The 12,820-nt window shown below is 64.7% G+C and carries 13 protein-coding genes; 9 read left to right on the forward strand and 4 right to left on the reverse strand.

Features of this window, described 5'->3' with window-relative positions; translation table 11 throughout:
* Window positions 1-281 precede the first annotated feature (281 nt).
* From MA09_RS17425 to MA09_RS17435, 3 genes are read left to right on the forward strand one after another with little or no spacing between them, the layout of a single operon-like run.
* On the forward strand, window positions 282-764 hold the full coding sequence (locus MA09_RS17425; protein WP_036251785.1) for a CinA family protein: 483 nt from the start codon (window positions 282-284) through the stop codon (window positions 762-764).
* 22 nt (window positions 765-786) lie between these two features.
* Window positions 787-1,704: a metallophosphoesterase gene (locus MA09_RS17430; RefSeq protein WP_051933551.1), complete on the forward strand. Its 918-nt coding sequence runs from the start codon at window positions 787-789 to the stop codon at window positions 1,702-1,704.
* A 52-nt stretch (window positions 1,705-1,756) separates the two neighbouring features.
* On the forward strand, window positions 1,757-4,579 hold the full coding sequence (locus MA09_RS17435) for a pitrilysin family protein (protein WP_036251277.1): 2,823 nt from the start codon (window positions 1,757-1,759) through the stop codon (window positions 4,577-4,579).
* Window positions 4,580-4,601: 22 nt separating this feature from the next.
* On the opposite strand, the gene MA09_RS24905 is transcribed toward MA09_RS17435, so the two are convergent.
* Complete coding sequence (locus MA09_RS24905; protein ID WP_161783235.1) at window positions 4,602-4,760, reverse strand: hypothetical protein; 159 nt, start codon at window positions 4,758-4,760, stop codon at window positions 4,602-4,604.
* A 374-nt stretch (window positions 4,761-5,134) separates the two neighbouring features.
* On the opposite strand from MA09_RS24905, the gene MA09_RS24225 reads away from it, so the two are divergent.
* Together MA09_RS24225 and MA09_RS24230 are read left to right on the forward strand one after the other, a co-directional pair.
* Entirely contained in the window at window positions 5,135-5,770 is a 636-nt protein-coding gene (locus tag MA09_RS24225; protein WP_081897659.1) for a bifunctional 2-polyprenyl-6-hydroxyphenol methylase/3-demethylubiquinol 3-O-methyltransferase UbiG, read from the forward strand.
* Window positions 5,771-5,910: 140 nt separating this feature from the next.
* Complete coding sequence (locus MA09_RS24230) at window positions 5,911-6,717, forward strand: IS5 family transposase (protein WP_081897660.1); 807 nt, start codon at window positions 5,911-5,913, stop codon at window positions 6,715-6,717.
* On the opposite strand, the gene MA09_RS24675 is transcribed toward MA09_RS24230, so the two are convergent.
* Window positions 6,714-6,956 carry a hypothetical protein gene (locus MA09_RS24675; protein WP_152594696.1) on the reverse strand — a complete coding sequence of 81 codons (243 nt, stop codon included), beginning with the start codon at window positions 6,954-6,956 and terminating at the stop codon, window positions 6,714-6,716. The genes MA09_RS24230 and MA09_RS24675 overlap by 4 nt on opposite strands.
* Window positions 6,957-7,891: 935 nt before the next feature.
* Between MA09_RS24675 and soxC the strand changes: the two genes are divergently transcribed.
* The 4 genes from soxC to MA09_RS17465 all read left to right on the forward strand — a co-directional run bounded on the left by soxC (window position 7,892) and on the right by MA09_RS17465 (window position 11,122).
* Window positions 7,892-9,112, forward strand: a complete 1,221-nt coding sequence (soxC, locus tag MA09_RS17450) for a sulfite dehydrogenase (RefSeq protein ID WP_051933553.1) — start codon at window positions 7,892-7,894, stop codon at window positions 9,110-9,112.
* Window positions 9,105-9,641, forward strand: coding sequence for a c-type cytochrome (locus tag MA09_RS17455; protein ID WP_036251284.1), 537 nt, complete (start codon window positions 9,105-9,107; stop codon window positions 9,639-9,641). Before soxC ends, MA09_RS17455 begins: the two co-directional genes overlap by 8 nt.
* Before the next feature lie 159 nt (window positions 9,642-9,800).
* Complete coding sequence (locus tag MA09_RS17460; protein WP_036251287.1) at window positions 9,801-10,127, forward strand: helix-turn-helix transcriptional regulator; 327 nt, start codon at window positions 9,801-9,803, stop codon at window positions 10,125-10,127.
* A complete protein-coding gene (locus MA09_RS17465) occupies window positions 10,124-11,122 on the forward strand; it encodes a cation diffusion facilitator family transporter (protein ID WP_036251290.1) in 999 nt (332 codons plus the stop codon). Before MA09_RS17460 ends, MA09_RS17465 begins: the two co-directional genes overlap by 4 nt.
* A 171-nt stretch (window positions 11,123-11,293) precedes the next feature.
* Here MA09_RS17465 and cysK read toward each other — a convergent pair whose 3' ends face one another.
* Both cysK and MA09_RS17475 read right to left on the reverse strand, forming a co-directional pair.
* The gene (gene cysK / locus MA09_RS17470; RefSeq protein WP_036251302.1) at window positions 11,294-12,226 is read right to left on the reverse strand and encodes a cysteine synthase A; all 933 of its coding nucleotides are present in this window, start codon (window positions 12,224-12,226) and stop codon (window positions 11,294-11,296) included.
* 28 nt (window positions 12,227-12,254) lie between these two features.
* Window positions 12,255-12,794, reverse strand: coding sequence for an FKBP-type peptidyl-prolyl cis-trans isomerase (locus MA09_RS17475; RefSeq protein ID WP_036251305.1), 540 nt, complete (start codon window positions 12,792-12,794; stop codon window positions 12,255-12,257).
* Window positions 12,795-12,820 lie beyond the last annotated feature (26 nt).

The following is a 12,820-nucleotide window of genomic DNA, read 5'->3' on the forward strand; positions in this document are numbered from 1 at the left end:
AGATGCCGCCGTGTAAATGCGGCGGCGCTGACAGGATAGCGGACGGCTTCGTGTCATGTCGCACGGAACTTTTCACGATTCATTCATTCGGCCTTCGTCCACATCCCCACCCACCACGGGTAAAACATGCGGGGAGCTTGAAGTGCACGCTTTCCGTGTCAGTACGGCACGGACCGCGCTAGAATGAACTGTGCGCCGCTCGCGTGCGCCACATCGGCCTCGGCCTGGTCATCGCGCTCATCGGTCAGCAGCGCGGTCAACCGCATTCAAAGGAGCTTCACGTGACGAACGATATCCTAGATCTTGCTACCCAAGTCGGCCGGGCGCTCGAGGCCAAGCGCCTGGTGCTGGCCACCGCCGAATCCTGCACCGGGGGCGGCGTGTCCCAGGCGATCACCGAAATCCCGGGTTCCACCGGCTGGTTCGACTGCGGCTTCGTCACCTATTCCAACGCCTCCAAGACCGAACTGCTGGACGTGCCGGCCGCGCTCATCGCGCAGTTCGGCTCGGTGAGCGAGGAAGTGGCCGGCAAAATGGCCGAGGGCGCGCTGTCGAACAGCACGGCCGACATCGCGGTATCGACCACCGGCATCGCCGGCCCGACCGGCGCGGTGCCAGGCAAGCCGGTGGGCACGGTCTGTTTCGGCTGGTCGCGCGGCGACACGACCTATACGGAACGCCTGGTGTTCCAGGGCGACCGCAAGGCGGTGCGCGAGCAGACCGTCGCGCATGCGCTGCGGGGCCTGCTGCGCTTCCTCGAGTAAGCAACAAGCGACAGTGCCCGCGATGATCCGGATGGCGCCGCGCCTGCTGGGTGGCCTGGCACTGCTTGCAGCCGCCGGGCCGGCGTTTGCCCAGACCGTTTTCCCTGCCGCCTACACCGTGTATGCGGCGGGCGACATCGCACGCTGCAAGCATCCCGACCCGCGCTGGTCCGGCGCCGCCGCTACCGCCAGGCTGGTAGAGCCGCTGCTGCGCGCCAATCCTCATTCCGCGGTGCTGTCGCTGGGCGACCATACCTACCCGGTCGGAGCGCAAGCCGAGTTCGAACACTGCTACCACCCGACCTGGGGACGCTTTCGCGAGCGCACCTGGCCGACGCCCGGCAACCACGAATATGCGACGCCAGGGGCCGCGCCCTACTTCGCCTACTTCGGCGCACGGGCCAAACCGCAAGGAAAAAGCTGGTACAGCCTGCGATTGGGCAGCTGGCTGGTGGTGTCGCTCGACAGCAACCTGACCGGCGCGCTTCACGCCGAGCAGATCGGCTGGCTGCGCGACACACTGGCCCGCGAGAAGGCGACCTGCACGCTCGCCTTCTGGCACCACCCGCTGTACACCTCGGGCGGCCACATCGGCGAACAGGGACGCATGCGCGACGCCTTCGCGCTGCTGCACGCGGCCGGCGCCGAGCTCGTCCTGTCGGGCCACGACCACGACTACGAACGCTTCGCGCCGCAGGATGCCGACGGCCGGCTCGACCGGGCGCGCGGCGTGCGCCAGTTCGTGGTCGGCACCGGCGGCGCCTATGCCACGCCCTTCCTGCAGTTCACGCCCAATAGCGAGGTGCGCGAAGCCAGCTACGACGGCGTGCTGGAGCTGCGCCTGCTGGACGGCGCCTACGAATGGAAATTCCTGCCGGCTGCTCCAGAGCGGGTACCGGCGGGCGCCACGCTCGACCACGGGCGCAGTAGTTGCCACTAGTTCCATTGAATTACCACCGGCCTGCCATTGAGCGCCACTGAAGGAGCACCACATGAGATACTTCCGGCTGCTCGCCTTATTATTGATAATGACCACATTCGCTCCACCCTCCGGCGCCCAGACCGCGCCGCCGTCCCTGCCCACCGTCGCCTTCGAAAAAACCACCCTGCCCAACGGCCTGCAGCTGATCCTGGTCGAGGACCGGCGCCTGCCGATCGTGGCGGTCAACATCTGGTACCACGTCGGCCCGGCCAACGAAGCGCCCGGGCTGACCGGCTTCGCCCACCTGTTCGAGCACATGATGTTCGCGCAGACGCGCCACATCCCGCGCGGCATGGCCGACCGCCTGCTGGAAGGCGCCGGCGCCACCGACAGCAATGGCGGCACCGGCTACGACCAGACCAGCTACTACGACACCGTGCCCTCGAACCAGCTGGAGCTGGCGTTGTGGGTGCACGCCGACCGCATGGGTTACCTGCTCGACGTGCTCGACCAGAAGGCGCTCGCCAACCAGCAGGACGTGGTGCGCAACGAGCGCCGCGAGACCGTCGAGGACGAACCCTACGGCCTGGTGCAGGAAGCGCTGGCGCACGCGCTGTTCCCGAAGGGCCACCCCTACTACGCCTCGATCATCGGTTCGCACGCCGACATCCAGAATGCGAAGCTGGAAGATGTGCGCGAGTTCTTCCGGCGCTACTACGGGCCGAACAACGCCAGCCTCGTGATCGCCGGCGACATCGACAAGGCCAAGACACGCGCCCTGGTCGAGCGCTACTTCGGGAGCCTGCGCCGCAGCCTTCCTGTGGCGCGCCCCAGCGTGACGACGCCGCCCATCACCAGCGAACGCCGCGTGGTCGTGCACGACCGCGTGGAACTGCCGCGCGTCTTCATGGGCTGGCTCACGCCGCCCGCGTACCAAGAGGGCGACGCCGAGCTGGCGGTGGCGGCCGAGATCCTTGCCGGCGGCAAGTCGAGCCGTTTGTACAAGAAGCTGGTGTACGAGCGCCAGATCGCGCAGGACGTGGACGCCAGCCAGAACTCCCAGGGTCTCGCCTCGACCTTCGTCATCGACGTCACCGCACGCCCCGGACACGAAGCGCGCGAACTGGAAGAAGCGATCGACGCCGAGCTGGCCCAGCTGCGCGAGCACGGCCCTTCGCAGCGCGAAGTCGAGCGCGCCCGCAACAGCCTCGAGACCGCGCTCCTGAGCACCATCGAGAAGCTCGGCGGCGACGGACTGGCGGACCAGCTCAACCACTACAACCAGTACACCGGGGATCCCGGCTACCTGACCAAGGACCTGGCGCGCCTGCGCAGCATCACCCCGGGCGACGTGCAGCGCGCGGTACGCGGTTACCTGCGCCAGCAGGCGCGCGCGGTGGTCACCGGCCTGCCCGGCAAGCCGGTGATCGACGACCCGCGCATTCCGCCTGCGCCGAAAAAGAGCAAGGCTGCCAAGGCGGGCACGGCGGCCGAGACCGAAGCGATCAATCCGCCCGAGCCCTGGCGCGCGCAGCAGCCGAAGGCCGGGCCGGCGCCGCGCTTCACCCTGCCGCAGGGCGAGTCCTTCAAGCTCGCGAACGGCTTGACCGTCATCCACCACTACAAGCAGGGCCTGCCTCTCGTGTCGGCCCAGCTGGTGGTACGCAGCGGCAGCGCCGACAATCCCGCCAACTTGCCGGGCCTGGCCGGCTTCACGGCGCAAATGCTGGAGGAAGGCACGGCCACGCGCAGTGCGCCGCAGATCGCCGACGAGATCGCGCAGCTCGGCGCCTTCCTGGACACGGGCACCAGCGTCGACGCCTCCGTGGTGTCGCTGCTGGCGCTGCGCGGAACCTTCGCCCCTGCGCTCGACGTGCTGGCGGACATCGTGCTGCGTCCGGCCTTCCCCACGGCGGAAGTCGAGCGCCAGCGCGCCGACCGGGTCGGGGAACTGATCCAGCAGCGCGACGATCCGGAAGCCGTGGCGTCCGTGGCCGCGGCCGGCGCGCTGTACGGCAACAGGCACCCGAAGGGCCATGGCCAGCTCGGCACCGAACCGGCGATCCGCGCCGCGACGCGCGACGACCTGGTGGCATTCTGGCGCCGCCATTACGTGCCCGGGAATGCCGCGCTGGTGGTGTCGGGCGACATCTCGCGCGGCGAACTGAAGGCGCTGGCGGAGTCGCGCTTCACCGCCTGGCCGCGTGCCGATGTTCCCGACGGCGGCGCGGGCGAGCCCGCGGGCACGCGCGCGCGCCTGGTAATGGTCGACCAGCCGGGCGCAGTCCAGACCGCGCTGCGCGTGACCGGCATTACGGTGGCGCGCACTACCCCGGATTTTCCCGCGCTGCAGGTCCTGAACGCCGCGCTCGGCGGCATGTTCTCCAGCCGCCTGAACAACAACCTGCGCGAGACCAAGGGCTACACCTACGGCATCTCCTCGTACTTCCGCTACGACCGCACGCCGGGCCCCTTCGTCATCGCGGGCAGCGTGCGACGCGACGCGACCGGTGATTCGGTGCGCGAGATCTTCCGCGAGCTGGGCGAGATCCGCGACGCGCCGCTGCCGGCTGCCGAGCTCGATGCCGCCCGCGACGCGCAGGTGCTGTCGCTGCCGGGGGCGTTCGAGACCAATGCCGATATTGGCGCCAGCCTGGCCGAGATCTTCGTCTACGGCCTGCCGCTCGACTACTACGCGCGCCTGCCCGGCCAGCTGAATGCCGTCACGGCGGCGCAAGTACAGGCCGCCGCGCGCAAGCACCTGGCGCCGGAGCGGATGACGGTTGTCGCCGTGGGCGACCGCAAACGCATGCTGCCGCAACTGCAGGCGCTCGGGATGGGTGCCGTGGAGGTGCGCGACAGCGATGGGCAGCTGCCGCGCCCGCGACAATGAATCCGCGCGCCCGCGCAGGTGCTTACGGGGCAGTCCTGTCGCCGGCCAGCTCCTTCTGATTGAGCGCCAAGCGGATCAGTTTTACCTCGGCATGAATTTTCGCAAGCTTGCGGACAATCGCCCACAACCCGCCGGCAATCGCCACCAGGAACAAAAAAACCAGGAATCCCATATCGTTCATTTTCATCGCCGGCCGGGCAGTGCGACCGGTCTGCTCGATGCATCGCCGCGTCGAGCGCGGCCCGGGCCCGGCTGGATTTTTTACTTGTTTTGCAAGCCTTGCTCGATGTGCTCCCAGAACGCTTCCGGCAGCGCCGGAATATCCATCCTGTATTCGGAGATAGCCAGGCAATTCAATATCACGCGCATCGACAAGGTCACCTCTTTCCCCTTAGAGCGCCTAACAAAACCCTCTAGTTGCTCAGCAGGCAACAGCCGAGTACACTGAGCCGCGTTGACCGTCCGCTTTCGGCCAAAAGCGGCCATAAAGTGCTTGGCCGACCAAGATATTCTGTCCAACTCCGGCCGTGGGAGCCAGTCGCATCAGCCCAATTTATGACGATCGAAATTAGACCCAATGCATCTGCTGAGGTACCAGGCACCGAGGGATATGTCGATGACGCAGAGTTGCTTATACCCCGTTATGAGAGTGTCAACCCGAGTGAAAAGTATCGAGCTGTTACTCATCTATTTCCGAAGGTCCCTAGTTTGGTTCTTGACGTCGGCGCAGGGACTGGAGTTGACGCTGCGTGGTTTGCACAAGCGGGGCATCAAGTTCTAGCTGTCGAGCCAGTTTCAGCCTTCCGTGAAGCAGGTATCAGGCTCCACCCGTCCCCTCAGATTGAATGGCTAGAAGACAGTCTTCCGAGACTATCGGGTGTTGTGCATCGGAAAAAGCTTTTTGATGTTGTGCTCGTTAGCTCTGTATGGAACCATCTTGCACGTGATGAACGGGGAGTGGCAATCGCCGCATTAGGCACATTACTCGCCCCAGGTGGCGTGCTTATCATTTCATTGCGGCACGGCCCGTCGCCTTCTAATCGACGTGTATTCGAAGTACCTATCGATGAGACGGTCAACCTCGCCAGCAACCATCAACTGATGCTAATCGCAAGCGCAGAAACCGCGTCGGTACAACTGCTCAACAAGCAGGCCGGGGTTAATTGGTCCTGGCTAGCGTTTAAGAATTAGGTGCTGTGCCTTTACTACCGTTGGCCAGCTGCCACGCTGCGGTACGGGAATGGCAGCGGCGGCTTTGGGTCGATAGCGGACCTAAGCAGGCTCAGTCCGGGCACTAACATAGGGTCCGTGTTCGTAGACGGACTGATGCCATGGTCCGAGCACTACTTCCTGAAGACCTGTGGTCGCTTATAGCAGCTCATCTTCCGGCCCATCACCGATCGCCGAAAGGCGGACGCCCACGTATTGATGATCGCGCGGCCCTAACTGGGATCCTGTTTGTCCTCAAGACTGGAATACCGTGGGAGTACCTGCCGCGCGAACTCGGCTGCGGCAGCGGCATGACATGCTGGCGTCGCCTGCACGAATGGATGCTTGCCGGCGTTTGGCAGCGTAGTATCCACGAGGCGATTTTGCGAAGACTCCGAGAGCATGACCAGATCATGTGGGATCGAGCTTGCGTTGACGCTGCAAGCGTACCGGCACCTGCCGGAGGCGAGCACACCGGCCGAAACCCAACCGATCGCGGCAAACTCGGAAGCAAACATCATTTGCTGGTGGATGAGCGTGGGCTTCCGCTAGTAGCCCAGATCTCGGGCGCGCAGGTACACGACTCGCGTTTTCTCATCCCGCTAATAGAGTTAATCCCGGCAGTTAAGGGGCTGGCAGGCCGTGCGCGCAAACGTCCAGGTAAGCTGCATGCCGATCGAGCGTACGCTTCAAGAGCCCATCGGGCCTGGCTGCGCAGTCGGGGCATTGCAGCTCGGATCGCGCGTTACGGCGTAGAGTCACGCGAAAGGCTTGGCCGGTGGTGTTGGGTCGTCGAGCGCACCTTGGGTTGGCTACACCGCTTCCGCAGATTGCGCATCCGACTTGAGCGGCGAGCAGACGTGCACCAGGCGTTCCTTTCGCTTGCCTGCTCGCTCATCTGCTGGCGGTACGTCGAGCGGTTTTGTTAGGCGTTCTTAGCGTCGTTCAGCACGTAGCGACCACTTGCCATGCTGCGGATCGTGCAGTCCTTGTCGTTGAAAACAAAGCTTACGGGACTATCCACTGGCGCGCTCATGCCCTTTGTTTCGCTGAGATGGTTCCCCTTCAGCCGGTTGAGAGCACGTTTGGACATTGCCATGGTATGTTTTGGACGAGAATGGGTACAACAGATGTTGTGAGGAGTGGCTGGTTGGGACTTGTTGTACATCTTCTTTCCTGATGCTGGGCCCGGACGATTACAGCGGCACGCGTTTCCGATAAGTGAGTTCAGCGCGAACAGAATTGCCCGTGCATCCAGCGACGGGGAACGTTGATTATGCGAGTAACGAGAGCAGGCAAAGCGCCTGCAGTGAAATAGCCGGCGACTATAGCAGTGGCGATGTGGCCTTTTTTCGTAAATTTGTACCACGCATGTATGCATTTGTAGCGCCCTAGCATTTGTAGCATCCGCTGTCCGTCATGCGTGTTTTGCCCCGTTATAGCGGACAGTGGTAACGCACGACTTCCGATGGCCGGCACAGCATGCCGAGTGGCGTGACGACGGACGGGCGTGATGACTCCTTTTCAACTCAGGCGAACGGCAAGCGCGCACAGGGCGACAAAGAGGATCGGCAGCGTCAGCAGCAACCCACGCGCAAGTTCGGGCCGGCCATCGCGGCCCCAGTCGGACAGGCTTATTCACACGACTCTTCGAAATATATCGAACCTCATTGACCGTGTGACGGCATTCTTGTATTCTTCATTCGTCGAATAACGAATAGAACTGTCTGGACACCTTGAGTGCTGCCCTCCGGCAGATTTGTAAACGCATCGAGCAAGGACTGATTCGTATTCGAAAACCTTAACCTCATGCTTGGTTCCTGACTGACGAGCTGCTGTGGCAACCGGTGTGTTCAGCTTCTGCTGCCGCCCCTGGCCGCCCAAGCAATCGGCCGAACTCGACGTGATGAGGTTACCGGTATGTGGAAAACGCTGGCCCGTCCGTCATGCATCAAGCTGCTCAAGTATTGCGTCGTCAACGGGGCGGCTATTTCCGCGATCGACATCCTGCCGCCGGCTCCAGGAGCACGTACGGCAGGCGTGCGGGATCCGGGTAGTTGGACCGCGGAAGAATCGTCTTTTTTCGTCAATGTGTGATCGTTCATGAAAACAAAAAAATCTCACAGCATCGTCTCCGACGCCGCGCGCCGCTTTCAGCGGCGCAGCTTCCTTGGGTTCAGCTCGGCGGTTGCTACCGGGCTTGCGGCCCTGCCCGCGAAGGCGCGCGAACTCGGAACCCCTCGCAGCGCCTACGGACAGCGGGCCGCCACCGAAACCTCGGAACGCTTGTTCGTACCAGGCGCAACGCCGGGGACCGGCGCTAGCCGCACGCCCCTGCAGGACCAGATCGGCATCATCACACCATCATCGCTGCATTTCGAGCGCCACCACTCTGGCGTGCCGCAGATCGCCCCCGCGAGGCACACCCTGATGCTTCACGGCCTGGTCGAGCGCCCCCTGCTGCTCTCCATGGACCAGATCCGGCGCCTGCCGTCGACCTCGCGCATCCACTTCATCGAATGCGCAGGAAACACCGCTATGGACCACATGGGACAGCCCGGTGTGAATCCGCAGCGCAGCCACGGCTTGCTGAGCTGTTCGGAGTGGACGGGCGTGCCGCTCAAGGTTTTGCTGGAGGAAGTCGGCGTCAAACCCGGCGCGAGCTGGGTGCTGGCCGAAGGTGCCGATGCGTCGCGGCTGAACCGCAGCATCCCGCTCGAAAAGGCGATGGACGACGTGCTGGTTGCCTACGGCCAGAACGGCGAGGCACTGCGGCCGGAGCAGGGATACCCGTTACGGCTGCTGGTGCCGGGCTGGGAAGGCAACGTCAGCATCAAATGGCTGAGCCGCCTGGAGGTGGTCAACCAGCCATATATGACGCGAGACGAGGCGGCGTATTACACCGACCTGATGCCGGACGGTAAAGCCCGGCGGTTCAGCTTCGTGATGGAAGCGAAGTCGGTCATTACCCGTCCGGCCGGCGAACAGCAACTGGATGGCCCGGGCTACTACGACATCACCGGTTTCGCATGGTCGGGCCGCGGCGCGATTACGCGCGTGGAGGTGTCGACCGACGACGGCAAGACCTGGCGCGATGCGGAGCTGACCGGTCCAGTGCTGCCGAAGGCTCTCACCCGCTTCCGTTGCCCATGGCGCTGGGACGGCAAACCGACCAGCCTGCGCTCGCGCTGCACCGACGACACCGGCTACGTCCAACCGACGCGTGAGCAGCTGCTCGCGGTGCGCGGTGCGTTTGGAAGCGACCATTACAACGCAATCAAGGTTTGGCACGTCAAGGCCGATGGAAAGGTGAGCCATGTATAAGGCAAGCAGTTTGATTCTGGTCTTGGCGTTCGCTGCGGATGGTTCTCACGCCGCGGAACGCTATCACCTCGGGCGGCCCGCTAGGCCGGCCGAAATCGCCCATGTTTCCATTTCCGTCGCCCCTGACGGAACCGGGCTGCCGGATGGTCGCGGTAACGCCACAACCGGGCGCGCTGTGTACGAGGCCAAATGCGCGGCCTGCCACGGTGCCAAGGGTGAAGGTAACGCAGCCGCCGCGTTCCCGCGCCTGGTTGGCGGCGTCGGCAGCCTGACAAGCAAGCTGCCGGTCGGGACGATCGGGAGCTACTGGCCTTACGCGACAACGGTCTGGGACTACATCAACCGCTCCATGCCCTATCAGGATGCCGGCTCGCTGCGGCCAGACGAAGTCTACGGCGTGACCGCCTACCTGCTGTATTTGAACGGGATCATCAAGGAAAACGCCGAGCTCAACAAACGCACGCTGCCGAAGGTCGTGATGCCAAACCGGGACGGTTTCGTCGACGACCCGCGCCCGGACGTGAAATAGCTACAGCCGGCCGGTCCTCTTTCCAACGGCCTCCTTAATCGATCAACGGCGCCGGCATGGACACGGCCATACATTGGCTATTCGGACGTAAGAACACTGCGGTGCTTGCGGCGCACAGCTATTTCGCCTAACATGTGAACAAATCTTCACATGTTGAATATGACAAGCACATCCGAATTCGAACACGCGGCCGGCGCCGTGGAAGAACTGGCCGACCTGTTCCACCTGCTCGGCGACGCCACCCGCCTGCGCATCGTGCTGGCCTGCCTGGCGCAGCCGACCGCGGTGGGCGACATCGCCGCCTCGCTCGACTTGTCCAGTTCGCTGGTCAGCCACCACTTGCGCCTGCTGCGTGCTGCCCGCATCGTCAAGGCCGAGCGCCAGGGCAAGCAAGTCTTCTACTCGGCAGCCGACGCCCACATCAGCAGCCTGCTCGCCAACATGTTCGAGCACATTGCCGAACCAGCCAACGGAATGGACGCATGAGCACCACCCACACGCACGACCACCATGGCCACGACCACGGCCACCATCATGGCTTTGGCCACCACCATCACCACATGCCCGACCCGGCCGGTCACGGCCGCGCCTTCGCGCTGGCGATCGGCGTGAACGCGCTGTTCGTGGCCATCGAATTCATCTACGGCTTCATCGCCCACTCCACCGCCCTGATGGCGGACGCCGGCCACAACCTGTCCGACGTGCTCGGCCTGGTGCTGGCCTGGGGCGCCGCGACGCTGGCCAGGAGCGCGCCGACGCACCGCTACACCTACGGCCTGCGCGGCTCCTCGATCCTGGCGGCGCTGGCCAACGGCCTGCTCCTGATGGTGGCCTGCGGCGCCATTGCCTGGGAAGCGGTGCAGCGCTTCACCGAGCCGGCACCCGTGCAGGGCATGACGGTGTCGATCGTCGCGGCGATCGGCGTCGTGATCAACGGCTTCTCGGCCTGGCTGTTCCTCGCCGGCAGCAAGGGCGACCTGAACCTGCGCGGGGCCTACCTGCACATGGCGGCCGATGCGGCGCTGTCGCTGGGCGTGGTGATCGCGGGCCTCGCCATCATGGGCACCGGCTGGACCTGGATCGACCCGGCGGTGAGCCTGGCAATCGTGGTCGTGATCGTGCTCGGCACCTGGTCGCTGCTGCGCGAATCGGTGCTGCTGTCGATGGCGGCGGTGCCGCCCGGTATCGATGCCGGCGGGGTACACGACTACCTGGCCGGGCAGCCGGGGGTGAAGGAAGTGCACGACCTGCACATCTGGGCGATCAGCACGACCGAGAACGCGCTGACGGCGCACGTGGTGATGCCGGGCGGGTATCCGGGAGACCGGGTGCTGGACGAGATGGTGGCCAAGCTGAGGAGCGACTTCGGGATCCACCACTGCACGCTGCAGGTGGAGGAAGGGACGACGCATCATGGCTGTGCGCTGGAGGGGTATGATCATGGGCACGGTCATGACCATCATCATGCGCATGCGCACTGAATGCGTTCAGGCGCTAACGGGACGCGAGGCAATCGGGTTCCCGCCTGCGCGGGAACGACGGTTTGGCGGCTAGGTGAATAAAAGTAGCCCCGCGACCCTGCCTGCCGCTTGACCACGTCATCCCCGCGAAGGCGGGGACCCAATTCCGAAGCACAGTGGCAACGCCCGCGTTCAACCCGCCAAGTTGGCGTACAGTGCAGTACTCAAGTACCTCTCGCCAAACGACGGAATGATCGTCACGATCATCTTCCCCGCGTTCTCCGGCCGTTGCGCCACCTGCACCGCAGCCCACAGTGCCGCCCCCGACGAAATCCCCACCAGCAGTCCCTCTTCGCGCGCCGCGGCGCGCGCCGTCTCGAAGGCATCCTCGTTCTTCACGGTGATCACTTCGTCGTAGACGCCGGTGTTGAGCACGGCCGGCACGAAGCCGGCGCCGATGCCCTGGATCGGGTGCGGTCCCTTGGTCCCCTTCGACAGCATGGGCGAGGCTTCCGGCTCCACGGCGATCGCCTGGAAGCCCGGTTTGCGCGCCTTGATCACTTCGCTGACGCCGGTGATGGTGCCGCCGGTGCCGACGCCGGCCACCAGGATGTCGACCCGGCCGTCGGTGTCGCGCCAGATTTCCTCGGCGGTGGTATTGCGGTGGATGTCCGGGTTGGCGGGATTGTTGAACTGCTGCGGCATGAAGTAGTTCGGGTTCGATGCGACTAGCTCCTCGGCGCGGCGGATCGCGCCCAGCATGCCTTCGCTGCCCGGCGTGAGCACCAGCTCGGCGCCATAGGCGCGCAGCAGCATGCGCCGCTCGTTGCTCATGGTCTCGGGCATGACCAGCTTGCAGCGGTAGCCGCGCGCGGCGCACACCATCGCCAGCGCGATGCCGGTATTGCCGCTGGTGGGTTCGACGATGACGGTGTCGGGCTTGATCATGCCGGCCCGCTCGGCGGCCTCGATCATGGCCAGGCCGATGCGGTCCTTCACGCTGTGCGCCGGGTTGTGGTACTCGAGCTTGCCGAGGATCTCGGCGCCGCCGTTCGGGGCCAGCCTGCGGATTCGTACGAGGGGGGTGTTGCCGATCAGTTCAGTAACGTCGTTCGCGATGCGCATACCGGTCTCCCGATGGTGTTGATTGGACTTACTTGACGTTCACCAGTTCCACGTCGAAGATCAGGTCGGCGTCGGGCGGGATCATGCCGCCGGCGCCGCGCTTGCCGTAAGCCAGCGCGCTCGGGATGACCAGGGTGCGCTTGCCGCCCACCTTCATGCCTTGCACGCCCTGCTCCCAACCCTTGATGACCATGCCGGCGCCCAGCTGGAACTCGAGCGGATCGCCGCGGTCTAGCGAGGAGTCGAACTTCTTGCCGCGCTGCTTGGGCGCGAGCGGCTTGTGCAGCCAGCCGGTGTAGTGGACCAGGACCTTGCTGCCGACGCTGGCTTCCTTGCCCTTGCCGACCACGCGGTCGATGATCTCGACCTGCGGGGTGGGCGCAACCGGAACGACCGGCTCCGCCTCCGGCTGCACGGTCTGCGGCTGGGTCGCCTGCGGGACGTTCTGCTGCTCGGGCGCAGGCTGGGTGGTGGGCTTGGACGCGTCCTGCTGCTGGGTGGCGGTGTCCTGGGCGGCGGCGCCTGCGGCGGCCAGCAGCAGTGCTGCAAATGCGGTACGACGGATCATGTGGGTTCTTCCATCAAAGTGATCAA

The organism is Massilia sp. BSC265, assembly GCF_000740675.1.
Lineage (GTDB): Bacteria > Pseudomonadota > Gammaproteobacteria > Burkholderiales > Burkholderiaceae_D > Telluria.

What these genes read in the sequence shown, in the direction of transcription:
- MA09_RS17430 (WP_051933551.1), top strand. Translation starts at nt 787, where the DNA reads ATGATCCGGATGGCGCCGCGCCTGCTGGGTGGCCTGGCACTGCTTGCA.
- MA09_RS17435 (WP_036251277.1), top strand. Translation starts at nt 1,757, where the DNA reads ATGAGATACTTCCGGCTGCTCGCCTTATTATTGATAATGACCACATTC.
- MA09_RS24905 (WP_161783235.1), bottom strand. Translation starts at nt 4,760, where the DNA reads ATGAACGATATGGGATTCCTGGTTTTTTTGTTCCTGGTGGCGATTGCC.
- MA09_RS24225 (WP_081897659.1), top strand. Translation starts at nt 5,135, where the DNA reads ATGACGATCGAAATTAGACCCAATGCATCTGCTGAGGTACCAGGCACC.
- MA09_RS24230 (WP_081897660.1), top strand. Translation starts at nt 5,911, where the DNA reads ATGGTCCGAGCACTACTTCCTGAAGACCTGTGGTCGCTTATAGCAGCT.
- MA09_RS24675 (WP_152594696.1), bottom strand. Translation starts at nt 6,956, where the DNA reads ATGTACAACAAGTCCCAACCAGCCACTCCTCACAACATCTGTTGTACC.
- soxC (WP_051933553.1), top strand. Translation starts at nt 7,892, where the DNA reads ATGAAAACAAAAAAATCTCACAGCATCGTCTCCGACGCCGCGCGCCGC.
- MA09_RS17455 (WP_036251284.1), top strand. Translation starts at nt 9,105, where the DNA reads ATGTATAAGGCAAGCAGTTTGATTCTGGTCTTGGCGTTCGCTGCGGAT.
- MA09_RS17460 (WP_036251287.1), top strand. Translation starts at nt 9,801, where the DNA reads ATGACAAGCACATCCGAATTCGAACACGCGGCCGGCGCCGTGGAAGAA.
- MA09_RS17465 (WP_036251290.1), top strand. Translation starts at nt 10,124, where the DNA reads ATGAGCACCACCCACACGCACGACCACCATGGCCACGACCACGGCCAC.
- cysK (WP_036251302.1), bottom strand. Translation starts at nt 12,226, where the DNA reads ATGCGCATCGCGAACGACGTTACTGAACTGATCGGCAACACCCCCCTC.
- MA09_RS17475 (WP_036251305.1), bottom strand. Translation starts at nt 12,794, where the DNA reads ATGATCCGTCGTACCGCATTTGCAGCACTGCTGCTGGCCGCCGCAGGC.